Annotated in this window: 22 protein-coding genes; 14 read left to right on the top strand and 8 right to left on the bottom strand. The window is 61.2% G+C overall.

All coding sequences use genetic code 11. The features are described from left to right. Positions 1–46: 46 nt before the first annotated feature. Both clpA and ACG9DO_RS02915 read right to left on the bottom strand, forming a co-directional pair. Positions 47–2,431: an ATP-dependent Clp protease ATP-binding subunit ClpA gene (clpA, locus tag ACG9DO_RS02920; RefSeq protein WP_394730230.1), complete on the bottom strand. Its 2,385-nt coding sequence runs from the start codon at positions 2,429–2,431 to the stop codon at positions 47–49. Positions 2,432–2,587: 156 nt separating this feature from the next. Continuing rightward, positions 2,588–2,791: a DUF1192 domain-containing protein gene (locus ACG9DO_RS02915; protein ID WP_394730229.1), complete on the bottom strand. Its 204-nt coding sequence runs from the start codon at positions 2,789–2,791 to the stop codon at positions 2,588–2,590. A gap of 121 nt (positions 2,792–2,912) precedes the next feature. On the opposite strand from ACG9DO_RS02915, the gene ACG9DO_RS02910 reads away from it, so the two are divergent. The 4 genes from ACG9DO_RS02910 (at position 2,913) to ACG9DO_RS02895 (ending at position 7,262) form a co-directional block, all read left to right on the top strand. Further along, entirely contained in the window at positions 2,913–3,935 is a 1,023-nt protein-coding gene (locus tag ACG9DO_RS02910) for an NAD(P)H-quinone oxidoreductase (RefSeq protein WP_394730228.1), read from the top strand. Further along, a complete protein-coding gene (locus ACG9DO_RS02905; protein ID WP_394731178.1) occupies positions 3,928–4,557 on the top strand; it encodes a glutathione S-transferase family protein in 630 nt (209 codons plus the stop codon). Before ACG9DO_RS02910 ends, ACG9DO_RS02905 begins: the two co-directional genes overlap by 8 nt. A 123-nt stretch (positions 4,558–4,680) precedes the next feature. Beyond that, the gene (locus ACG9DO_RS02900) at positions 4,681–5,478 is read left to right on the top strand and encodes a cell cycle transcriptional regulator TrcR (protein WP_394730227.1); all 798 of its coding nucleotides are present in this window, start codon (positions 4,681–4,683) and stop codon (positions 5,476–5,478) included. A gap of 113 nt (positions 5,479–5,591) precedes the next feature. Beyond that, positions 5,592–7,262 (top strand): long-chain fatty acid--CoA ligase, encoded by a 1,671-nt coding sequence (locus tag ACG9DO_RS02895; protein ID WP_394730226.1) that lies wholly within the window; start codon positions 5,592–5,594, stop codon positions 7,260–7,262. 94 nt (positions 7,263–7,356) lie between these two features. On the opposite strand, the gene ACG9DO_RS02890 is transcribed toward ACG9DO_RS02895, so the two are convergent. Together ACG9DO_RS02890 and ACG9DO_RS02885 are read right to left on the bottom strand one after the other, a co-directional pair. Beyond that, positions 7,357–7,794, bottom strand: coding sequence for a polymer-forming cytoskeletal protein (locus ACG9DO_RS02890; RefSeq protein WP_394730225.1), 438 nt, complete (start codon positions 7,792–7,794; stop codon positions 7,357–7,359). Between the two features lie 16 nt (positions 7,795–7,810). Next, positions 7,811–8,932: a peptidoglycan DD-metalloendopeptidase family protein gene (locus tag ACG9DO_RS02885; RefSeq protein WP_394730224.1), complete on the bottom strand. Its 1,122-nt coding sequence runs from the start codon at positions 8,930–8,932 to the stop codon at positions 7,811–7,813. Positions 8,933–9,209: 277 nt separating this feature from the next. On the opposite strand from ACG9DO_RS02885, the gene ACG9DO_RS02880 reads away from it, so the two are divergent. From ACG9DO_RS02880 to ACG9DO_RS02840, 9 genes are all read left to right on the top strand, one after another. Then, complete coding sequence (locus ACG9DO_RS02880) at positions 9,210–10,499, top strand: glutamate-5-semialdehyde dehydrogenase (protein ID WP_394730223.1); 1,290 nt, start codon at positions 9,210–9,212, stop codon at positions 10,497–10,499. 6 nt (positions 10,500–10,505) lie between these two features. Next, on the top strand, positions 10,506–11,153 hold the full coding sequence (locus ACG9DO_RS02875) for a nicotinate-nucleotide adenylyltransferase (RefSeq protein WP_394730222.1): 648 nt from the start codon (positions 10,506–10,508) through the stop codon (positions 11,151–11,153). Positions 11,154–11,297: 144 nt separating this feature from the next. Further along, positions 11,298–11,669 (top strand): ribosome silencing factor, encoded by a 372-nt coding sequence (rsfS, locus tag ACG9DO_RS02870; protein ID WP_394730221.1) that lies wholly within the window; start codon positions 11,298–11,300, stop codon positions 11,667–11,669. 197 nt (positions 11,670–11,866) lie between these two features. Further along, complete coding sequence (locus ACG9DO_RS02865; protein WP_394731177.1) at positions 11,867–12,289, top strand: 23S rRNA (pseudouridine(1915)-N(3))-methyltransferase RlmH; 423 nt, start codon at positions 11,867–11,869, stop codon at positions 12,287–12,289. A 4-nt stretch (positions 12,290–12,293) separates the two neighbouring features. Further along, positions 12,294–13,535, top strand: a complete 1,242-nt coding sequence (locus tag ACG9DO_RS02860) for a murein hydrolase activator EnvC family protein (protein WP_394730220.1) — start codon at positions 12,294–12,296, stop codon at positions 13,533–13,535. A 148-nt stretch (positions 13,536–13,683) separates the two neighbouring features. After that, positions 13,684–15,036, top strand: coding sequence for a S41 family peptidase (locus tag ACG9DO_RS02855; protein WP_394730219.1), 1,353 nt, complete (start codon positions 13,684–13,686; stop codon positions 15,034–15,036). A gap of 20 nt (positions 15,037–15,056) precedes the next feature. Next, complete coding sequence (locus ACG9DO_RS02850; RefSeq protein WP_394730218.1) at positions 15,057–15,533, top strand: disulfide bond formation protein B; 477 nt, start codon at positions 15,057–15,059, stop codon at positions 15,531–15,533. A gap of 52 nt (positions 15,534–15,585) precedes the next feature. Next, positions 15,586–16,107, top strand: a complete 522-nt coding sequence (locus tag ACG9DO_RS02845) for a demethoxyubiquinone hydroxylase family protein (protein WP_394731175.1) — start codon at positions 15,586–15,588, stop codon at positions 16,105–16,107. A gap of 141 nt (positions 16,108–16,248) precedes the next feature. Next, complete coding sequence (locus tag ACG9DO_RS02840; RefSeq protein ID WP_394730217.1) at positions 16,249–16,863, top strand: hypothetical protein; 615 nt, start codon at positions 16,249–16,251, stop codon at positions 16,861–16,863. A 4-nt stretch (positions 16,864–16,867) separates the two neighbouring features. Here the strand turns inward: ACG9DO_RS02840 and ACG9DO_RS02835 are convergent, their stop codons facing one another. After that, positions 16,868–17,881, bottom strand: a complete 1,014-nt coding sequence (locus ACG9DO_RS02835) for an SDR family NAD(P)-dependent oxidoreductase (protein ID WP_394730216.1) — start codon at positions 17,879–17,881, stop codon at positions 16,868–16,870. Between the two features lie 276 nt (positions 17,882–18,157). On the opposite strand from ACG9DO_RS02835, the gene ACG9DO_RS02830 reads away from it, so the two are divergent. Then, positions 18,158–18,862, top strand: coding sequence for a polysaccharide biosynthesis/export family protein (locus ACG9DO_RS02830; protein WP_394730215.1), 705 nt, complete (start codon positions 18,158–18,160; stop codon positions 18,860–18,862). Positions 18,863–18,986: 124 nt separating this feature from the next. On the opposite strand, the gene fabI is transcribed toward ACG9DO_RS02830, so the two are convergent. The 3 genes from fabI to ACG9DO_RS02815 are packed head-to-tail and all read right to left on the bottom strand — an operon-like array spanning position 18,987 to position 21,783. After that, a complete protein-coding gene (gene fabI, locus ACG9DO_RS02825; RefSeq protein WP_394730214.1) occupies positions 18,987–19,811 on the bottom strand; it encodes an enoyl-ACP reductase FabI in 825 nt (274 codons plus the stop codon). Continuing rightward, positions 19,808–20,800 (bottom strand): YihY/virulence factor BrkB family protein, encoded by a 993-nt coding sequence (locus ACG9DO_RS02820; protein ID WP_394730213.1) that lies wholly within the window; start codon positions 20,798–20,800, stop codon positions 19,808–19,810. The genes fabI and ACG9DO_RS02820 overlap by 4 nt, the downstream gene beginning before the upstream one ends. An 8-nt stretch (positions 20,801–20,808) precedes the next feature. After that, positions 20,809–21,783 carry a DnaJ C-terminal domain-containing protein gene (locus ACG9DO_RS02815; RefSeq protein ID WP_394730212.1) on the bottom strand — a complete coding sequence of 325 codons (975 nt, stop codon included), beginning with the start codon at positions 21,781–21,783 and terminating at the stop codon, positions 20,809–20,811. Positions 21,784–21,896 lie beyond the last annotated feature (113 nt).

The following is a 21,896-nucleotide window of genomic DNA, read 5'->3' as shown; positions in this document are numbered from 1 at the left end:
GCGAGCGGATTTCCAGAACTGTTTGGGCAAACAGCTTGCGGAAGGGTCAGCTATCTTCGCCCGCGCTGCTATCAGAACTTTCCGGCTTGGAGTCATCCGGCTTCTTTTCGGGCGTTTTCGTCTTTGCAGCGGTCTTGCGCTTCGGCCGGGCCTTTGGAGCGGCAGGCGTCAGCTCGAAATTCGGCTTGCCGTCCTTGATGCTGACATGCACTTCACCGCCGTCGGCGAGCTTGCCGAAGAGCAGTTCTTCCGCCAGCGGTTGCTTTATCTTCTCCTGCAGCAAGCGGCCCATCGGACGTGCACCATAGAGCTTGTCATAGCCCTTGTCGGCGAGCCAGCGGCGCGCATCGCTGTCGAACTGGATGTGGACATTCTGCTCAGCCAGTTGCAGCTCGAGTTGCAGGATGAACTTGTCAACCACACGCGCAACGGTGCTCTTGCCGAGATAGGCGAAGGGCACGATCGCATCGAGGCGGTTGCGGAATTCCGGGGTGAACATCTTTTTCACCGCTTCATCGCCTGCATCTTCCTTCGACACATCGCCAAAGCCGATGCCCTGGCGCGCCATGTCGGAAGCGCCGGCATTGGTTGTCATGATGAGAACGACATTACGGAAGTCCACTGTCTTGCCGTGATGGTCGGTCAGGCGGCCATTATCCATCACTTGCAGCAGGATGTTGAACAGGTCCGGGTGGGCCTTCTCGATCTCGTCGAGCAGCAGGACACAATGCGGGTTCTGGTCGATCGCATCGGTGAGCAGGCCGCCCTGGTCATACCCGACATAGCCCGGAGGCGCGCCGATCAGGCGCGACACGGAATGTCGCTCCATATACTCGGACATGTCGAAGCGCTTGAGCTCAATTCCCATGATCGAGGCGAGCTGGCGCGCGACTTCGGTCTTGCCAACACCGGTCGGGCCGCTGAACAGGAACGATCCAATCGGCTTGTCCGGATCGCGCAGACCGGCACGGCTCAGCTTCATCGCGGTCGAGAGGCGATGGATCGCCTCGTCCTGACCGAACACGACATGCTTGAGATCGCGCTCGAGATTCTCAAGCGCCTTCTTGTCGTCCTTGCTGACCGATTTCGGCGGGATGCGCGCCATGGTAGCAATCACCGCTTCGATTTCCTTGGCAGTGATCTTCTTCTTGCGGCGGCTGGGGGGCACCAGCATCTGCATTGCGCCGACTTCGTCGATCACGTCGATCGCCTTGTCCGGCAGCTTGCGGTCGTTGATGTAGCGCGCAGACAACTCAACCGCGGTTTTGATCGCGTCGGGAGAATATTTGACCTTGTGGTGCTCTTCGAACGCGGTCTTGAGCCCTTTCAGGATCTTGATCGTCTCATCGACTGTGGGCTCGTTCACGTCGATCTTCTGGAACCGGCGCAGCAGCGCGCGGTCCTTCTCGAAGTGATTGCGGAATTCCTTGTAGGTGGTCGAACCGATGCAGCGGATCGCGCCGGACGACAGCGCGGGCTTGAGCAGGTTTGACGCATCCATCGCGCCGCCGCTGGTTGCGCCAGCGCCGATCACCGTGTGGATTTCGTCGATAAAGAGGATCGCATCGGGCATCCCTTCAAGCTCCGACACGACCTGCTTCAAACGCTCCTCAAAGTCGCCGCGATAGCGCGTGCCAGCCAGCAGTGCGCCCATGTCGAGCGAGTAGATCACTGCATCTTCGAGCACGTCGGGCACGTCGCCTTCGACGATCTTGCGCGCGAGACCTTCTGCAATCGCGGTCTTGCCGACGCCCGGATCTCCGACATAGAGCGGGTTGTTCTTGGACCGGCGACACAGAATCTGGATCGTACGATCGACTTCAGGACCCCGGCCGATCAGCGGATCGACCTTTCCGGCCTCCGCCTTGGCGTTGAGGTTGACAGTAAACTGGTCGAGCGCGGTCTCCTTCTTGTTGCCGCCTTCCTTGGTCTGTTCGGTATCGGACTGCGCGCTTTCAGCCCCGTCAGGGGCCTCGGCCTCAAGCTGACGTCCGCCCTTGCCGATGCCATGGCTGATGTAGCTCACCGCATCCAGACGGCTCATATCCTGCTGCTGGAGGAAATAGACGGCATAGGAATCGCGCTCGGAAAACAGCGCCACCAGAACGTTTGCGCCGGTGACAGTATCCTTGCCCGATGACTGGACGTGCAGGATTGCGCGCTGGATTACGCGCTGGAACCCGGCCGTCGGCTGCGGGTCTGCGCCATCTTCGGTCTTCAGCGACTGATATTCCTGGTCGAGATACTGCTTCGCCACTTCGCCCAGTTCTGCCAGGTCAACCCCGCATGCCGCCATCACCTGCGCTGCGTCCTCATCGTCGATGAGCGCGAGCAGCAAGTGCTCCAGCGTCGCATATTCATGCCGCCTTTCAGAGGCATGAGCGAGCGCGTTGTGCAGCGTGCGTTCTAGGTTCTGAGCAAAACTTGGCATGTCGGCCTTCTATGTTGGTCCTACCCTAGGCGAGCAGGGGCGAGTCGTCTCGATAGGAAAAGTATGCGCCGGTAAGATTACCGTTCCCTGTATGCTGTTCTATATGGTTCGCTTCACTGCGATTGCGAGTCCCCGGGCAATGAGGCCTTCGCACGTTCATGAGCCAGACTTCCTAAACAGCGCATCTGCCGCATTGCGATGAGCCGCTGCTTTGTCACGGTGCGATTTCACCCGCGCGATTTCCGCTTCGAGCAGCGCGACCCGCTCATCCAGCTCATCCTGCGAATAGGGGGCAAGATCCTCTTTCGCCAATTTGCTGGCTGCATCCCCTTTGGGGCGCGGGAGATCATCCAAATCCATTGCAGAGCATGATCGCTCGCCTCGCCGCTTGCTGTCAATGCGGCTCGCCGCTAGTCCCCACCAATCCAGCAAAGCTGTGACGCGTTCGCATCATTCGCAGCGACGCCAAGGGGGACCATTGATGGAAACGATCGCCAATCCCGAGCTTCCAGACACAATGCGCGCGATCACCTTTGCTGAGCCGGGCGGGCCGGATGTGCTGACGCTCGAAGAGATCGCGCTGCCGCAAGTGAAGCCGGAGGATGTGCTCATCCGAGTCGCCTACGCCGGGGTTAACCGGCCGGACTGTATCCAGCGCGCCGGGAATTATCCTGCTCCTTCCGGAGCGTCACCGATCCTCGGCCTGGAAGTTTCGGGCCAGGTCGTCGCCATCGGTGAAGACGTGCCGCCTGAAATGCTCGGACAGTTTGTTGCAGCGCTCACCCCGGGCGGAGGCTATGCCGAATATTGCACTGCGCCATGGCAACATTGCCTCAATGTTCCGGAGGCTCTGCCACTGAAAGAAGCGGCGGCGCTGCCTGAAACGTTGTTCACGGTGTGGCACAATGTGTTCGAGCGGGGACTTGCAGCAGAGGGCGAACGGTTGCTGGTCCACGGCGGCACTTCGGGCATTGGTACCATGGCAGTCATGCTCGCCAAGGCGTTTGGAATCGAAGCGATCGTGACCTGCGGCGATGGCGCGAAATGCGCTGCTGCGCGTGAGATCGGCGCTGACCTTGCGATCAATTACCGCGAGCAGGACTTCGTCGAAGTCATCAAGCAGCATACCAAGGGTGAAGGCGTGAATGTGGTGCTCGACATGGTTTCCGGCGATTATGTCCCGCGCAATTTGCAGTGCCTGGCGGAGGATGGGCGCCACGTGACCATCGCAGTGCTGGGCGGGCCCAAGGCAGATCTCAACATGGCCTATGTCATGATGCGGCGCTTGACACTGACCGGATCAACCCTGCGCCCAAGGTCTGACGCGTTCAAGGCCGCGCTCGCCGACGAGATCGCGCAAACTGCCTGGCCGCTGTTCACTTCACGCGAATTGAAGCCGGTGATGGACTTAAGCTTCCCACTGGCAGAGGCCGCCGCCGCCCATGCCCGGATGGAAGCAGGTGAGCATATCGGCAAGATCATTCTGGAGGTAAACCCTGACTGAGAATTACACCCTGCATGAGGACCCGCGCAGCGGCAATTGCTACAAGATCAAGCTCACCGCAGCCTTGCTCGGCATTGCGCTCGAAACGCGCCAGTATGACATCATACAGGGCGAGACGCGCAGGCCGGAATTTCTCGCCAATGTGAACGCCAATGGCAGGATTCCCGTCCTGCAGATCGAAGACGACAGCGGCTCGCGGTTCCTGCCGGAGAGCAATGCGGCGTGCTGGTATCTTGCCAGCGGCTCGCCTTTGATCCCGCAAGATCGCTTCGCGCAGGCCAATATGCTGAGGTGGATGTTCTTTGAACAATACAATCACGAACCGAATGTGGCGACCCTGCGGTTCTGGCTGCGGTTTGTCGGCGAGGCCAACCTGTCAGAGCAGCAGCGCGCTCAGATACTGGCGAAACGCATGGCGGGGCAGGACGCGCTGGCGCTGATGGATGGCGAACTGGTGCACCGCGGCTTCATGGCGGGCGATACGCCCACCCTCGCGGATATTGCGCTCTTTCCTTACACGCATGTCGCGGAAGAAGGAGGATTTGGTCTCGACAATTATCCGCACATTCAGGGCTGGATCGAACGGGTTGCGGCACTGCCAGGCTTTGTTCCAATGACGTAAAGTGCAGGCAAAGGGGTCGACCGCTGCCTTGTCGCTTGCCGAATCCAAGTCTGTCGCCTATCTACGCAGACGCAACGGCCGCTCCGTGAAGGGGCGGCCCTTTTATATTCAACGGAGATTTTCATGGCCCAGGCAACCCCGCTGATGCCGCACGCCACCGCCACCTGGCTGGTCGACCATACCGGATTGAGCTTTGAGCAGATCGCCAATTTCTGCGGTCTGCACATTCTCGAAGTGCAAGCGATGGCGGACGATCTTGCCGCCAGCAAGTACACCGGGCGCGATCCGCTTCATTCAGGCGAGCTAACGCAGGAAGAAATCGCACGCGGTGAAGCCGATGCCTCTTACGAACTGAAGATGCAGAAGGCCCCGGTCGAAGTGACCCGCACCAAGGGGCCGCGATACACGCCGGTTTCCAAGCGGCAGGACAAGCCTGATGGTATCGCCTGGATCCTGCGCAACCACTCGGAAATTTCCGATGCGCAGATTTCCAAGCTGATTGGTACGACGCGCAACACGATCAACGCGATCCGCGAGCGCAGCCACTGGAATATCCAGAACATTCAGCCCAAGGATCCAGTGACGCTAGGCCTGTGCTCGCAGCGCGAGCTCGATGCAGTCGTTGCCAAGGCAGCCAAGCGCGCCGGTGTAGCCGAAGGCGAAGCGCCTGCGGAAGAGGTCGTTGTCGATGGTCGCTCCGACAAGGACAAGCTGATCGCTGAACTTCGCGCGGAACGCGAAGCCAATGTGAAGGCCGCGGCCGAGGCAGCGCAAGAAGCGGAAGCCGAAGCCTGGCTTGAGCAGAAGCGAGAAGCGGAAGCAGCAGGCGAAGCGCCGATTGACCCGGAATCGGCCTTTGCCGATGCCCCTTCTCAAGGCGCTGCCGACGAGACGGAAGACGAGGATACGCCGCCCGCGTGATTTTCTCTGCGTGATTTGGCGCCGGCTCGCGGCGAACCACATTGGAGAAATTTAACGCGAGGCAGGGCGCTTAACCGCTTGTAGATTGTGCGCAGCTAGGCCATTCAATTGACATGACTGTCAATAGCACGGCCTATCATCACCCGGCCCCGTGGGACACCCAGTTCGAACCCATGGCGCTGCCTGACATGCTGGCGCGCGCCGTGGCCAGGAATCGGTCTGCCCCGTTCCTGCATTTTCTCGGCCGTACCTACAGCTATGATGCGATTTTCAAGGAAGCTGACTGCTTCGCCTGTAGGCTGAAACATCTTGGCATCGAAAAGGGCGACCGCGTCGGCCTGTTCCTGCCCAATGTCCCGATCTATGCCAGCGCGTACTATGGCGCGATGATGGCGGGCGCCGTAGTGGTGAATTTCTCGCCGCTTTATACCGTGGAGGAGCTGGCCTGGCAGGTTGAGGACTCGGGTACGAGATTGTTGGTCACAGTCGATGTGCCCGAGCTTTATGAAACGGCAAGCAGGGTGCTCGAGGAGTCGAGCCTCGAGACGCTGGTCGTGGGTTCGCTCGCTGCCCAGCTGCCTGCGCTGAAGAGCCTCGCTCTGCGTATTCTCGGGCGCAGCAAGATCGCAAAAGTGCGATGGTCGGATAGTATTCGTGCTTGGTCGGACATTGCCTTCGACCCTGCGGCTGACCTGCCCGATGTTACGGATGAGGATATCGCTCTGCTGCAATATACCGGCGGCACAACCGGGCGGCCCAAAGGCGCGATGCTCGGCCATGACCAGCTTTCGATCAACGCTCAGCAGGTCGCGGCAATCAACCCGTTTGGCGAGCCGGACAAGGAAGTGTTCATGGGCGCGCTGCCTTTCTTCCATGTTTTCGCCAACACCAGCCTGCTCAATCATGCGGTTGCAACCGGTGCGTCGATTGCCATGCTGCCGCGGTTCGATGCCGGTCAAGTGCTCAAGACAATTGAACGCTATCGCTGCACGGGCTTTCCGGGCGTCCCGACCATGTTCCAGGCACTGCTCGACCATCCCGATATCGCGAAGACTGACCTGTCGTCCTTGAAGGTCTGCATTTCCGGCGGTGCCCCTATGCCCGCACCTGTCCACACCAGGTTCGAGGAAGTGACCGGCGTGCGCGTGGTGGAGGGCTATGGCCTCACCGAAAGCTCCGGTGTGGTCTCCGTCAATCCTTACGCGGGCAAGCGCAAGAAAGGCACCATCGGGCAACCGGTCGCCGGGACCGAGATCATTTTGCTGGACAAGGAAGATCCCAGCAAACTCGCGCCTGAAGGCGAGCCGGGAGAGCTTGCCGTGCATGGCCCGCAGATCATGCGCGGCTATTGGAACAGGCCGGACGCATCGGAGCAAACCTTCGTCACGCGCGGCAACAAGAAATATCTTCGCACCGGCGATGTCGCGGTGGTCGACGACGACGGGTTTGTCGAGATCGTCGACCGAATCAAGGACATGATCGCGGTCGGCGGCTTCAAGGTCTTCCCGAGCCAGGTTGAAGACGTGTTGCTGGAAAACGAATCGGTGAAAGAGGCGCTCGTGATCGGCGTGCCACATGACTATCTCGGCGAAATGCCGCGTGCTTATGTAACGCTCAATCCAGGCGCTGACGTCAATGGCGAAACGCTCACCGAATGGATCAACTCCCGGGTCGGAAAGCATGAGCGAGTGGATAGCATTGTAATCCGTGACGAGCTTCCCAAGACCCTGATCGGCAAGCTTGATCGTAAGGCGCTGCGCGCGGAAGTCTTCGGCGCGGAATAACCATTTACCTGGAGGCAAACAAAGAGGGCGCTACCCAACCGGGCGCGCCCTCTTTGTTTGAGCCCCGTTTGGAAGGGAAGCTTAGCCGCGACGTTTAGCCCGCCAGGCTGAGCTTGGGTTCGTCACCCGGGCCGTTTCCCTCTTTCGGAGCGCCCATTTCCGGTGCGGCAGGCTTCGGCGTATCAGCTGCGCGGCGCTGCGGCGTGCTGTGTGCGAAGCGGCCCTCGACCTGAGCGCCTTGCTCGATTGTCAGCGCGTCATAAGCGACATCGCCATCGATCCGCGCGCTCTTCAGAATCACGAGTTCGCGCGCCTTGATCGAGCCGGTAACCTGGCCTGCGAGCCGCGCCGTTTCCGCTTCGATACCGCCCGTCACATGGCTGCTTTCACCCTGGACGATGCTTGCGCACTTGATGTCGCCTTCCACTGTGCCGTCGATGTGAAGGTCAGCTGAGGCCGTGATGTCCCCGCGGATTGTGACGTCCGAACCGAGTACGGAGAAGGTCGAGGAATTGTTGTTGCGGGTCGCCATGGGTGAAATCTCCGGTTCAGCGGGACGCGACTTCTGATGGGCGTCGGACTTCTTCGAGAACATCTGGCACGGTCTCCAGAAAGAAGCGCGGGTTTACCGCGCGGTCATTGATACGCACCTCGAAATGGAGGTGCGGCCCGGTCGAACGGCCGGTTGAGCCGATGGCGCCGATGAGGTCGCCAGCGGAAACTTGGTCGCCCACTTTCGCGTGGAAGCGAGACATATGGGCATAGCGGGTAATTACGCCATTTCCGTGGCGGATCTCCACGGTCTTGCCGTATCCCGCCTTGCGCCCGACGAAGCTCACCACGCCTTTCGACGCAGCATAAATGTCTGCCCCGGTCGGCCCTTTGAAATCGAGCCCGCGATGCATGGCCGCGCGGCGGGTGAAGGGATCGCGGCGCGGGCCAAAGCCGGACGAGATCGAAGTCTGACGCCCATTGGTAGGCATGACCTGCGGCAGGCCTTCGAGCCCGTTTTCCAGCGCGGTCATGCGCGCAAGGCTAAGGCCGAGCCGCTCGAAGCGCGGATCGATCGAACCGTCGGCGGAGGTTGAAAGCAATTCCAGCGGGCCACCCATGGCATCACGCTCTGCACGCCGTACAATCGCCTTGGGATCGAGGCCCAGCTTCTTGATACCCTGAGCCGCGCGCTGAGAGCGCTGGTCAGCAAATCGCGTCAACCGTTCGACATAAGCAAGCTGCTTGGCTTCGATTGTCGCAAGCCCCACCGCCTCAGGAAAGGATGAGCTGACCTTTTCGATCATCTTGGCGGCCTCGCCCGATGAGTCGGTAACGGTGCCCTGCTCAAGTGCATCGACCGGCAGTGCCTCCGTCATCTGTTCGAGGAAATCCTGCCGCCGCTTGAGGTCCTCAGCGACCGCTTCAAGGTCGTGCCCATAGGCGGCTCGGCGCTCCTCGGCGGTGGCAACTTTCGCTTCACGCTCGAGCAGTGACAGGCGGTTCGCTTCGGCCTGATACTTCGTCCATGCCATCGCACCGAGCGACAGCGCCCAACCGATCAGCAGCCCGCAGACGACCGCAGCCGCAGCCATCTGCACACGCGACGAAACCTTGATGAAGCGAACATGTCCCTGCGAGCGCATGAAAAACTCGCGATCCGGGAACCAGGAACGCACGCGGTCTCCCCAACCGCTGATCTTTGCGTTTCTGAACAAAGCGAACCCTCTTGTCGGCGATCATTATTTGACCCGTGGCAGGCGGTATAGCGGGCCTAGCCGACAGGTCGATTCAAACTGTTAACGTCTGGGGTGAGATGCGCAGTCAATGCGGTGAGTTGTGAAAAGCGCAGCAATCGTAAACAAATTCGCCTCCGATCTTCACCAAGATGCAATCAGAATCGGAGATTATTACGTCCTGATGCAAGCAGGACTGACAGCAGCGTGACAGCCTGCTATGCGCTTGCGCCTTATGGCAAGTGTAGCGACCCTGACGAGTGACCCCGTAGCCTTGATTGCCGAGCTGGCGCACGCCGCGCGCGAGGCGCAGCGCGTACTCGCCACGATGCCGAGCGCGGCCAAGGAAACGGCGCTAATGAAAGCGGCTAAAGCCTTGCGCGAGGATGCGGACGCCATCCTCAGCGCGAACGCGCAGGACATGGCGTCGGGTGAGGCGAATGGACTGAGTTCGGCGATGCTCGACCGGCTGCGGCTCGATGCAGACCGACTCGAGGGTATTGCGCGCGCGGTCGAAGCGGTCGCGCAGCTCGCGGACCCGGTTGGTGATGTGATCGATGAAAGCGAGCAGCCCAACGGCCTCCAGATGCGCCGGGTGCGCATCCCCATTGGGACCATCGGCATCATCTATGAGAGTCGTCCCAACGTGACCGCCGATGCAGCCGCCTTGTGCGTGCGTTCAGGCAATGCGGCTTTGCTACGCGGTGGCAGCGAAGCGGTGCATTCGAACCGCGCGATTGAAGCGGCGATGGTGCGCGGGCTGGGCGAAGGCGGGATTCCGGCGGGAGCCGTGCAGCTTGTTCCGACGCAGGACCGTGCGGCTGTTGGCGCGATGCTGACCGCGGCGGGCCAGATCGACATGATCATTCCGCGCGGCGGCAAGAGCCTGGTCGAACGAGTGCAGAACGATGCGCGCGTGCCCGTGCTCGCGCATCTTGACGGCATCTGTCACACTTATGTCCATTCCGCCGCCGATCCGGCGATGGCGAAAGAAATCGCGATCAATGCGAAGATGCGCCGTACCGGGATTTGCGGCGCGCTGGAAACGCTGCTGATCGACACCCGCTTTGAAGACAGCGCAGGCCTCGTCAGCGCCCTGATCGATGCGGGGTGCGAAGTGCGCGGCGATGCCCGCGTGCAATCGCTCGACAGCCGGGTTGTTCCGGCCAGCGACAATGACTGGGGCACAGAATATCTCGAAGCGATTGCGTCGGTCGCGATGGTCGATGGACTGGACGAGGCGATGGCGCATATCGCCCGCCATTCCTCGAACCATACCGAAGCCATCATCACATCAGACGACGCCGCGGCAGAGCGGTTCCTTGCCGAAGTCGATTCGGCAATAGTGATGCACAACGCCTCGACGCAATTTGCAGATGGCGGAGAATTCGGGCTTGGCGCTGAAATCGGCATTGCAACCGGACGGCTTCATGCGCGCGGGCCGGTCGCGCTCGAAGGGCTCACGACCTACAAATGGCAGGTTCGTGGCAGCGGACAGGCGCGTCCGTAAGCCTTGATGGGCAAACTCACCGGACTTCTCGGCGGCAGTTTCAACCCGGCCCATGGCGGACATCGCAGGATCACCCGCTTTGCGATTGACGCGCTGGCGTTGGATGAGGCGTGGTGGCTGGTCTCGCCGGGCAATCCGTTGAAGCCGAAGAAAGGCATGGCACCGCTTGCTGCCAGGCTGAAAAGCGCGCAGGCCATGGCGCGCCGCGCGCCGATCACACCGACTGCGATCGAGCGTGACCTTGGCACGCGCTTCACCGTCGAAACGATTGCTGCGCTAGGGCGGCGCTACCCCAAACGGGACTTTGTCTGGCTGATGGGATCAGACAATCTTGCGCAATTCCACCTGTGGAAAGACTGGCGGCGCATCGCGCATATGATGCCGATTGCAGTCATTGCGCGGCCCGGCTATGATGCTCAAGCCTTGGCGAGCCCCGCCATGGCCTGGCTCAGGCGCTATCGCATGCCGCTCGCCAGTTTTCTAGAACGGGGCAACAGGAGCGCACCGGCACTGGTGTTTTTGCGTTTTGATCCCGATCCGCGTTCAGCCACGGCGATCCGCCGCGGTGATCCGAATTGGGCCGCAAGACATGCCGGGATATCGGCAAGAGACGGGCTCACGCATCGCCTGATATCGGGCGAGGGGGGTCTATGAGACACGGACTGAGCGTTTTGTCTTTATCTCAAATCCGACGGCGCGCTGCTTGGCAGCCTCAATCCTCAATCGGGAGTGTCGCAACCGCCTATGAATCAGGCGCAAAACATCTCGGCTTCAGCCGAACACGCAAAGGTGGTCTCCATGGCCGGTAAATCGTCTGATCTCTCGCCTGACGCGCTGCATGAGCTCGTCATGGCGCAATTGGACGATGAACAGGCGCAGGAAATCGTCTCGATCCCGCTCGCCGGTAAAAGCTCGATCGCAGATCACATGGTGATCGCATCGGGCCGCTCGACCCGCCAGGTCGCTGCAATCGCTCAGAAGCTCGCCGAAAAGATAAAGCAGGCAGGCTTCGGCCCGGTGCGCGTGGAAGGTCTGCCGGCAGCGGACTGGGTACTAATCGACGCGGGCGATGTAGTGGTGCATCTGTTTCGTCCCGAAGTGCGCAGCTTCTACAATCTTGAACGGATGTGGGCACTGGGCGATACGCCTGATGCGGCTGTCAGTAATTAAGGGTTTTGTTGGGTTCGCTCAGGACCTCCGTCCCGAGCTTTGCCTAGCCACCCGCGCCCTCCACCAAACCCCCGTGTGTGGCTTGGTCGCGGAGCACGGTCGGCGATAAGCCGACCGGCCGCCCGCAGGCCCGTAAGGGCCGAGGAAATAGCGAGCGCGGATGCGCTTGCGCAAAAAGATAACGCAGGGGTCACACCATTCTCCTCCACATCATCGCTCGCGGAAAGATTGCTCGCTCGCCTGAGGCCGAGCTGGTCGCGCGCTATGAAAAACGTATTACGTGGCCGCTTAAACTGACGGAGCTGCCGGAAACCGGCGGGCGTATTCCCGAGCCGCAAACGCCGCACAAGACCGTGCTGCTCGATGAACGCGGTAAGAACCTCTCTTCGGAAGAATTGGCAGAGATTATCGGGCGCTGGCGCGATGATGGCATGCGGGAGGCGCGCTTCGTCCTCGGCGCGGCCGATGGGCATTCCAGGCAAGAGCGCGCTGAGGCCGATTTGCTGCTCGCTTTCGGCAAAGCCACATGGCCGCATCTGATGGCGCGTGCGATGCTCGCCGAACAGCTCTACCGCGCGACGACAATCCTTGCAGGCCATCCCTATCATCGGGCAGGATAGAGCCATGCGCAGATGGGCTTTCCCGATCGGTATCGTTGCAGCAGGCGGACTTGCGCTTGTGGCCTTGCCTGCCCTGACGGGCGCACAGGCCGACTTTGCGCCTGGCGCGCGGGGAAGCGAAGCCGCTGATGCGCGCATGTCCTTGAAGGAGGCGCAGGATGCGGCAGCGGCGGCGGCAGAGCGCGCGGAAGCGCTCAATGCTGAGGCCCGCGAAGCGAGTGAAGCGGAGGAGCAGACGCGGGCTCAGGCTGCAGCCCTTGCGGCTCAGATCCAGCAATCCGAAGCGCAGATCGCGGCATCCGAAGCGCGGCTTGCACTGATTGCGAGCCAGCGCGCAGATCTCGATGCGCGCCTCGCTGAAAAAAGCCAGCCTTTGACCCGGCTTGCCGCCGCCTTGCAGAATATGGCGCGCCGCCCGCTTGCGCTCTCTGCGCTGCGGCCCGGCTCGCTCAAGGACACGGTCTATGTCCGTGCGGTGCTGTCGACCACCATGCCGGAAATCCGCAATCGCACCGAAGGCTTGCGCGACGACATCGCCGAGGCCGAGGCGCTGCAGGCGCAAACCGAAATGGCATTGCTCGAATTGCGCGAAGGCGAAGGTGCGCTCGAGGAGCGGCGCGCGCAGCTTAACGCGCTTGCAGCGCAGCAACGCATCGCAGCGCGGCAAGTGCGCGGGGCGGCGGCGCGCGAGAACGAGCGTGCGCTGAGGCTGGCCGAACAGGCGCGCGATCTCGATACGCTGGTCGGTCAACTGGATGCGGCGACAAGCCTGCGCGAAGAGCTCGCTCAACTTCCCGGTCCGATCCTGCGCCCGGCACGGCCCGAAGATGCGCGGGTGGACACGCGGCCAGGCATTGGCCTGGGCGGCGCGCCGTCGGGCGGCCCCCCGCAAATGCAGTTGCCGGTCCAGGGACGCACGATCACAGGCTTTGGCGAACGCAGTGCGGATGGCTTGCGCAGCGCTGGCCTGACGCTGGCACCACGCGGCGGAGCGCAAGTGGTCGCACCGGCACGCGGGCGGATTGCTTTTGCTGGACCCTACCGCGGCTATGGCCAGATCGTGATCATTGCGCATTCGGATGGCTGGACGAGCCTTGTAACAGGCCTTGCAGCCGCAGAGGTACAGGCGGGCGACCAGGTGATCGGCGGCAGTCCGCTGGGGGTTGCGGGCACTCAAAAGCCGCGGATCACGCTCGAATTGCGCCGCAAGGGAAAAGCGGTCAATCCGCTGCAATATCTGCGCTAAACCCTGTGTTTTCAGAGGTTAAGCGCCGTATTTTTGCGATGAACCATTGAGTCTGGACGGTCGACAACGCCTATCTTCCTGTCTCTCATCTGGCATTAAGGCGTTTCGCGTTATAGAATCGCCCCATCTTTTGAGGAGTGTGTGCACCATGAACCTTTCCGCTTTGCTTCGCTCGTCGGCGCTGGTCGCTGTCGGTGCTGTGTCTGCGATTGCGGTTTCCCCCCTGGTGACAGACTCAAGCGCGCAGGCCACTGACCCCTCTGTTCCGGAATTCGGCAAGCTGTTCGCGGTCTACCAGCGCATCCAGGCAAGTTATGTCGAACCGGTCGATGACGAAAAGCTGATCCGCGGTGCGATCGACGGAATGCTGGCCTCGCTTGATCCGCATTCCTCCTACATCGATGGCGCAGAAATGCGGCGCCTCGAGACGCTGATTGACGGCAATTATTCAGGGCTGGGCCTGTCGGTCATTTCGGAAGACGGCGCGGTCAAGATCATCTCGCCGTTCCGGGGCAGCCCCGCGGACAAGGCAGGGCTGAAGGCCGGCGACTATATAACCCACCTCGATGGCGAGCTTATCTATGGCCGCGATCTCGATGAGGCGGTCGCGCAAATGCGCGGGCCGGAAGGTACCTCGATCCGCCTGACGGTGTTCCGTCCGGGCCGCGAAGAGCCTTTCGAAGTCGATGTGACACGCGGTGTGATCGAACTTGAGCCCGTCACCCATGAACTCGCTGCGGGCAATATTGGCGTGATTACCGTCAATGAATTCTCGCGCGATGTGGGCAGCGACGTCTATTCTTCGTGGATGAGCCTGCAGAAGGAAGCGGCTGGCCGGATGAACGGCCTGGTGCTCGACCTGCGCTCCAATCCCGGCGGCTCGCTCGATGAAGCGGTTGCCCTGTCGGACTTGTTCCTGAAAAAGGGCCGGATCGTCTCTCAGCGTGGCCGCGCGCGCGGCGAAACGCTGCTTTACGATGCTGAAACCGTGTTCCGTGGCGACATGGCCGAAGGCGTACCGATCATCGTGCTGATCGATGCAGGTTCGGCCTCCGCATCCGAGATCGTTGCAGGCGCCTTGCAGGATCACCGCCGCGCGCTGGTGATGGGCGAGCGCAGCTTCGGCAAGGGCAGTGTGCAATCGCTCTTGCCGCTGACCCGTACGACTGCGCTGAAGCTGACCACCGCGCGTTACTTTACGCCATCAGGCCATTCGGTTCAGGAAGGCGGGATCAAGCCCGATATCATGATCCCGCAGCTGTCCGATCCCGATTACGCCAAGCGCAGCAAGTACGTCTTGCGCGAAAGCGACCTCAAGGGCCACCTCATCAATGAAGTGGGACTGAAGGATGAGGAGTTGGAAAGCGACAAGCTCGCCGATCCGCGCTTCCGGAAAACGGCTGACGAGCTCAAGGCAGAAGGGGTGGAAGACTTCCAGCTGCACTATGCACTGGAGACATTGCGCCGGACGACGCCAAGCGCTGTAGCCTTGCGCAAATAACGTGCCTATAGGTTCAGCCGATGGCTGAAACGAGACATAGCGAGCGCGCCCTTTGGATCGCGCAGGCTCTGGCAGTCGGGGTCCCTGCAGCCCTGCTCGGCGGCGCGTACGTTTCGCAATATGTGTTCGACCTTTACCCTTGCGAGATGTGCTGGTGGCAACGCTATCCGCACTTTGTCGCGATCGCGCTTGCCATGTTTTCGCTGTTTGTCGCGCCCAAGCGGCTATGGGTCTCGCTGGCGGGTCTCGCGATCATCGCCTCGGGCTTCATCGGCGGCTTCCACGCCGGGGTCGAATATGGCTGGTGGGAAGGCATTACCCAATGCGCGACCGTGATCGAGCCCGGCGCAGACCCGATGGAAGCGATCCTCAACGCTCCGCTGGTGCGTTGCGATTCGGCACCATGGGACCTGTTCGGCGTTAGTCTGGCAGGCTACAATTTCCTCATCTCCTGCGGCGCAGGCCTGCTGGTCCTGTGGTTCGCGCTGAAGCGTTGATGAAACCAGTGAAGATCGAGAATGTGAGAGATACATGAGTGCAACCCCCCGCATGACCAAGGAAGAACTTCACCGCATGATCCGCGTCGATCAGGCAGGCGAGTTCGGCGCGACCCGGATTTACGAAGGCCAGCTCGCCGTCATGGGTGATCGCGGACCGCATGCAGCTGAAATTGCCGGGATGGCTGCGCAAGAGGAAGGTCATCGCGCCAAATTCGATGCGCTGATGGCGGAGCGCGGCGTGCGCCCGACTGTCCTCGCCCCGTTATGGTCAGCGGCGGGCTATGCACTCGGCGCTGCGACGGCGCTGATCGGTCCCGAAGCTGCGATGGCTTGCACCGCCGCTGTCGAGGAGGAGATCGACAAGCATTACTCCGACCAGCTCGACCGGCTGGAGGAAACCAATGCCGATCCTGAGCTTGCTGCGATGATCGCGGATTTCCGCGAGGATGAGCGCGAGCATCGCGATGCCGCGCTCGCCGCGGGTGCGGAAAGAGCGCCTGCCTATCCGCTGTTGGCAGGTGCCATCCGGCTGGGATGCCGCGCTGCGATTAAGCTGGCGGAGCGGGTCTGAGGCCATTCGTGGGCGCGGTCTCCTTGCGCGATTGATCGTGGTCAATGACCCGAAGACGGCCCTCGGCAAAACGTCTTCAGGTGGTATTCAGCGCCTGAAGCGCTTACACCAAGAGATAGATTCTAAAGACGGAACCGACCGATGAAACGCATGCTTCCAGCCTCCCTCCTCGTCAGCCCCGCGCTTGTGATGGCAACCCCCGCCGCCGCGCAGGACGAAGCGGGCGACCGCGTCAACATGGTAATCGCCTATGATGAGAGCGAATGCCCTGAAGCGGCGGCAGAGAATGAGATCGTGATCTGCGAGATCCTGGTCGAGGCCGAGCGCTACCGCGTTCCGGCGGCTCTGCGCACCAGTGACAGCCCGCAGAACCGGTCATGGTCGCGGCGCGTCGAAAGCATCCGCTATATCGGCGACTTCGGCACGATGTCCTGCAGCCCGGTCGGTGCAGGTGGTTTCACCGGCTGCACCCAGAAGATGATCGATGCGGCCTATAAGGACCGCAGCGAGGCTTCCAATGTCCGCTTCGCGCAACTGATCGAGCAAGCGCGGGCTGAGCGTCTTTCCACCATCGATGTCGATGCCGCCGCAGAGCAAGAGCGAGTCGAGCAGATCGAGCGTGAGTATATGGAGCGGCTGGAGCGCGAGCGGCAGGGCACCCTGCCCGGCGAAACGGTCGATCCGACCCCGCCGCCGATCGGTCCCGAAGCGCCTGAATCAGCTGTCGAGGAAGCGGCCGAAGGGCCGCCAGAATAGTCTTTCAGACCTGGTAATAGTCCCGGTACCAGGCAACGAAGCGCTTGATCCCTTCGCGCACAGCAGTCTGCGGCGCATAGCCAGTCAGCTCTTTCAGCAAACTCGCATCCGCCCAGGTCGCGGGGACATCGCCCTTTTGCATCGGCATGAAGTTCTTCACCGCTTTGCGCCCGCATTCCGCCTCGATCGCCTCGACAAAATCCATCAAGCGCACGGTCTCGCCATTGCCGATATTGACCACGCGATAGGGCGCGGCGGGAGAGAGGCTGTCCCATGCAGGAATATCTTCCGCACGTTCAGGGCGCCGGGGAGGGGTGTCGATCAGCAGCCGGATCCCGCGCACCAGATCGCTGACATAGGTGAAGTCGCGGTGCATCTCGCCATGGTTATAGATGTCGATCGGCGTGCCTTCGAGAATCCCGCGCGTGAACTTGAACAGCGCCATGTCCGGGCGGCCCCATGGTCCATAGACCGTGAAGAAGCGGAACATGGTGGTCGGCAGGTTCCACAAATGGGCATAGCTGTGGCCCATTGCTTCATTGGCCTTCTTGCTGGCCGCATAAAGCGTGAGCGGCGTGTCGACTTTCTGATGCTCGTCGAACGGCATCTCGGTGTTCGCACCATAGACCGAGCTGGTCGATGCCATCAGCAAGTGATCGACTTCGAGCTCGCGCGCGCACTCCATCACGTTGAAGGTCCCGACCAGATTCGCCTCGATGTAAGCGCGCGGGTTCTCTAGGCTGTAGCGAACGCCCGCCTGAGCGGCGAGATGGACGATGACATCGGGGCGCATCTTGTGAACCAACGCATGAAGCCGCTCGAAATCCTCCAGCATCGCTTCCTCGGCTGAGAAATTCGCATTCTGGAGCAGCATCTGGTGGCGCCGCTGCTTCAGCGCAACATCGTAATAGTCCGTCATGCCGTCATAGCCGACGACGCGGAAGCCATCTTCCAGCAGGGTTTGCGAGAGATGATAGCCGATGAAGCCGGCTGAGCCTGTGACGAGAACGGTACGCATTGCGGACCAGCTTTACGGCTCGCGCACTGCACCGTCCAGCCGGGTTTGTGCATGGGATGCGATGCAATGGTTGCGTGAGCGTGCATCCCTGTGCAAATAAGTAAAAACCCTGAGGCAGGTGGGTTTTCATCGGTGATGCTTGTCGCACTCATCTGTAAAACAAACTTGCGATCTCAAGCGGTTGAGCTGGCCTGGAACGAACGGCGGGTGCGGGAAGATGCGGCCCATCTGGCTGGGTCTGACTGCCCTATCGAAGGGGAATGTAAGATCGTGAATATGTCACATGTCAAATCAGTCTTGGGGCTCTTGCTGGCACTTACGCTTGCAGCATGCGCCGGCGACAAGTCGCTGGGCGGTTCGCCAAACATCGAGGTTGCCAATCTGGAGAGCTTGCCCCGTCCGACCGGGACCAACCCTTTTCTGCTGACGCCGCTCTCGGAAGTGGAGTTGACGGTTTATCAGACGCCCGAACTGTCCGGCACTTATGTGATTGACGAAAATGGCAACATCCGTTTGCCGCTGATCGGCGAGATGGCAGCGTCTGGGCAGACGCCGGGGGACCTTGCGCGGGCGATGGAAGTCAAGCTGGGGGAGAAGTTCATTCGCGATCCGCAGGTTCAGGTCCGTCCGACCCAGTTTGATCCGCCATCCGTCGCCGTTGGAGGGCAGGTAAAAAACCCGGGCACCTATCCCATTTCCACTTCGCGCTCGCTCATGCGGGCGGTGATCAATGCGGGCGGCAGCGCGGAGTTCGCCGACGATGAAGACGTGCTGATCTTTCGCGAAGTAAACGGACGGCGGTATATCGGCGTTTATAACCTCGCTGGCATTCGCCGGGGCAATTATGATGATCCGGAAATCTATTCAGGCGATATTATCGCAGTCGGCGACAATCCGCAGAAACGCGCCATCGCCAAGTTCCTGGAAGTGGTTCCGCTGATCACCAATACGCTGATCCTGGTCGACCGCCTCCAAGACTGACCGCCGCCCCTTCGCACGAGGGGGCGCGCAAGAAACGGGGCAAAACAAGGCGAAAGGCGCGGGGGAAAGGCGGGGGGCTGCTCCCTGCGCCTTTTTGCTGCTTCAGGGCTTTACGAGCAGATCGCTAGCCAAGCGCGATGTCGGGTGCATCTTCCTGCTTCATGCCGACCACGTGATAGCCCGCATCGACGTGGTGCACTTCGCCGGTCACGCCGGAAGAGAGATCGGACAGGAAATAGAGCCCCGATCCGCCAACATCGTCAATTGTGACATTGCGGCGCAGCGGCGTGTTCAATTCGTTCCATTTGAGGATGTAGCGGAAGTCACCGATCCCGCTGGCCGCGAGCGTCTTGATCGGACCGGCGCTGATCGCGTTGACGCGTATGCCTTGCGGTCCGAGGTCATTGGCGAGGTACTTGACGCTCGTCTCCAGAGCCGCCTTGGCAACGCCCATGACGTTGTAATGCGGTATGACTTTTTCTGCACCGTAATAGGTCAGCGTCAGGATCGAGCCACCGCCGGAGCCGTCTTCCTGGAGCGGCGGCATCATTGCCGCTGCGCGTTTCGTTACAGCCACCAGCGAATAGGCCGAGATGTTCATGGTCATGAGGAAATTGTCGAGGCTGGTATCGACATATTTGCCGCGCAGCTCGTTCTTGTCGGAAAAGCCGATCGCGTGGACGACGAAGTCGAGCGTGTCCCAGCGGTCTTTGAGCGTGTCAAAGGCGGCGTCGAGCGCCTCCATATCCGACACGTCGCACTCGATCAGGAAATCGCTGCCCAATTGCTCTGCGAGCGGCTTCACCCGCTTGGCCAGCGCTTCGCCCTGGTAGGAGAACGCCAGTTCGGCCCCATGCTCAGCCAGTTGCTTGGCGATGCCCCAGGCCAGCGACTTGTCGTTTGCCAGCCCCATGATCAGCCCGCGCTTGCCTGCCATCAAACCGCTCATTGCGTGTCCTCATCTTCCGCGCTCGCTTGCGAGCTGCCTTCGCCAACGCCTGTCTTAGTCAGTGCCAGCGCCGCGTTCAATTCCGCGCCAATAACCACCCCCAGCCCGACGAGCCAGAAAAAGAACAGCGCGACCATGATCCCCGCGAGCGAGCCATAGGTCAGATCATAGGTGAAAACGCTCCCCAGGACGAGCGGCATCAGTGTTGCCACCACCATCCACCAGAGCGTGGTGAACAATGCTCCGGGCCAGACGCGATGACCCTTGCCGCGAAAACGTTCGGGCGTCACCGAATAGAAAATGACCCACAGCGAGCCGAACAGGACGATCGCGGGAGCCCCGCGCGTAATGCGCAAGGTTGAGGTCCACTCCTGAAGGTTCGGAATGAGCTCTGCGATCAATTGCTGCGCAGTGCCGATCAGCACCTGCGCGACCAGCGAAACCAGCAGCAGCACGACCGATACAAGGACCAGCGCGAAGCTGAACAGGCGGTACTTCCAGAACGCGTGCCTGGCTTCCGCGCCATAGGCTCTGCGCATGATGTCGCGGATGGTCTCAACCAGGCTCGAAACAGTCCACAGAGCGACGCCCGCACCGATCCACAAGAGCCAGCCGGAGCGTGCTTCGATCACGTCCTGCGCGACCGGCGCGATGGTCTTGTAGACCGTGGGCGGCATGGCTGCGAGGACGGCGGCGATCATCTGCGCGCGCTCGCCTTGCTCGCCGAACAGCGTGAACAGCGCCGCGCCGAGAATGAAAAACGGGAAGATCGCCAGCATCGAAAGATAGGCGAGATTGCCTGCATGGATGAAGCCGTCGTTATAGGTGCCGAGCGCCGAGCGTTTGAGCACGCGAAAGGTGCGCGAGTCTGGGCCGAACCAGCAGATTACGTGTTCGATCAGATTGCGGGTATCATCGGGGACATGCGTGTTGTCGCCAATCGCGTCGCGCTCAGCAGGGCTCGGATCAGATGGGGGAGTGCTGCTCACAGGCCCGCTTAGACGCCTAGCTTGGCGCGCACGTCCTGCGGGTCTTCCCAGCCCTCGAGGCGCTCGGTCAGCGCGTCGAGGTCGTCCGGCAGCTGGATTTCCAGCGTCACCAGCTGGTCGCCGCGCCCACCTGCCTTGGTGCTCCAACCCTTGCCTTTGAGCCGCATCACCGTGCCGCCATCCGTGCCCGGCTTGATCGTCAGCATGACCGGCCCATCGACAGTCGGGCACTTGACCTTGGCGCCGCGCAACGCCTCGCCCAGCGTAATCGGCAGGTCCATGCGGATGTTGTCACCGTCCCGGCGGAAGAAGGGATGCTTGCCGACTTCCACCAGCACCAGCCCGTCGCCCGGACCACCTGCGCCCTGCTGGCCCTTGCCCTTGAGCCGCATCTGCGTGCCGTCCTCTACGCCTGCGGGAAGCTTCAGGTCGATCGTTTTGCCATCGGCGAGCGTGATGCGCTGGTCCCTGCGCGAAGCGGCATCAATGAAGGATACTGACAGCCGGTAATTGATGTCAGCGCCCTTGCGGGGCGGAGGAGAGCGCCGTTGGCTGCCAAATCCACCCCCTGCGAAATTGCCGGGCCCGGAGCGCTTGCGTCCGCCCCCGCCGAACAGGCCTTCGAAAAGATCGGACAGGTCCATGTCGTCCCCGCCGCCGAAACCCTGGAAATCCTCCGGTCGATAATTGCCTTGGCCGCCGCCTGGGCGCGTTCCGCCAAAGCCGCCGCCAAAGCCACCGCCGCCGAACGGATTGGTGGGATTGCCATCGCCATCGATTTCGCCGCGGTCGAATTGCGCGCGCTTGTCCTTGTCGGACAGCAGATCATAGGCATTGGTGACCTGCGAGAATTTCTCTGACGCGTCCGGCTTGTCCTTGTTACGGTCAGGATGCAGTTCCTTGGCGAGCTTGCGATAGGCGCTCTTGATCTCCTGTTCAGAAGCGGTGCGCGCGACGCCAAGGGTTGCGTATGGATCACTCATGGTGAGTTAGCTAGGTGCAACAGTGCGATGGCGCAAGCATCCAGTATTTCCTACCATCGCGCCTCAGCTTAGCAAATTGCCTATGTCTGGCCTCCATTCTTCGCAACCCAGCT

The organism is Altererythrobacter sp. GH1-8 (assembly GCF_043702085.1).
In the GTDB taxonomy this organism is placed as follows: Bacteria; Pseudomonadota; Alphaproteobacteria; order Sphingomonadales; family Sphingomonadaceae; genus Erythrobacter.
This window is presented reverse-complemented; position numbering and strand designations above follow the sequence as displayed.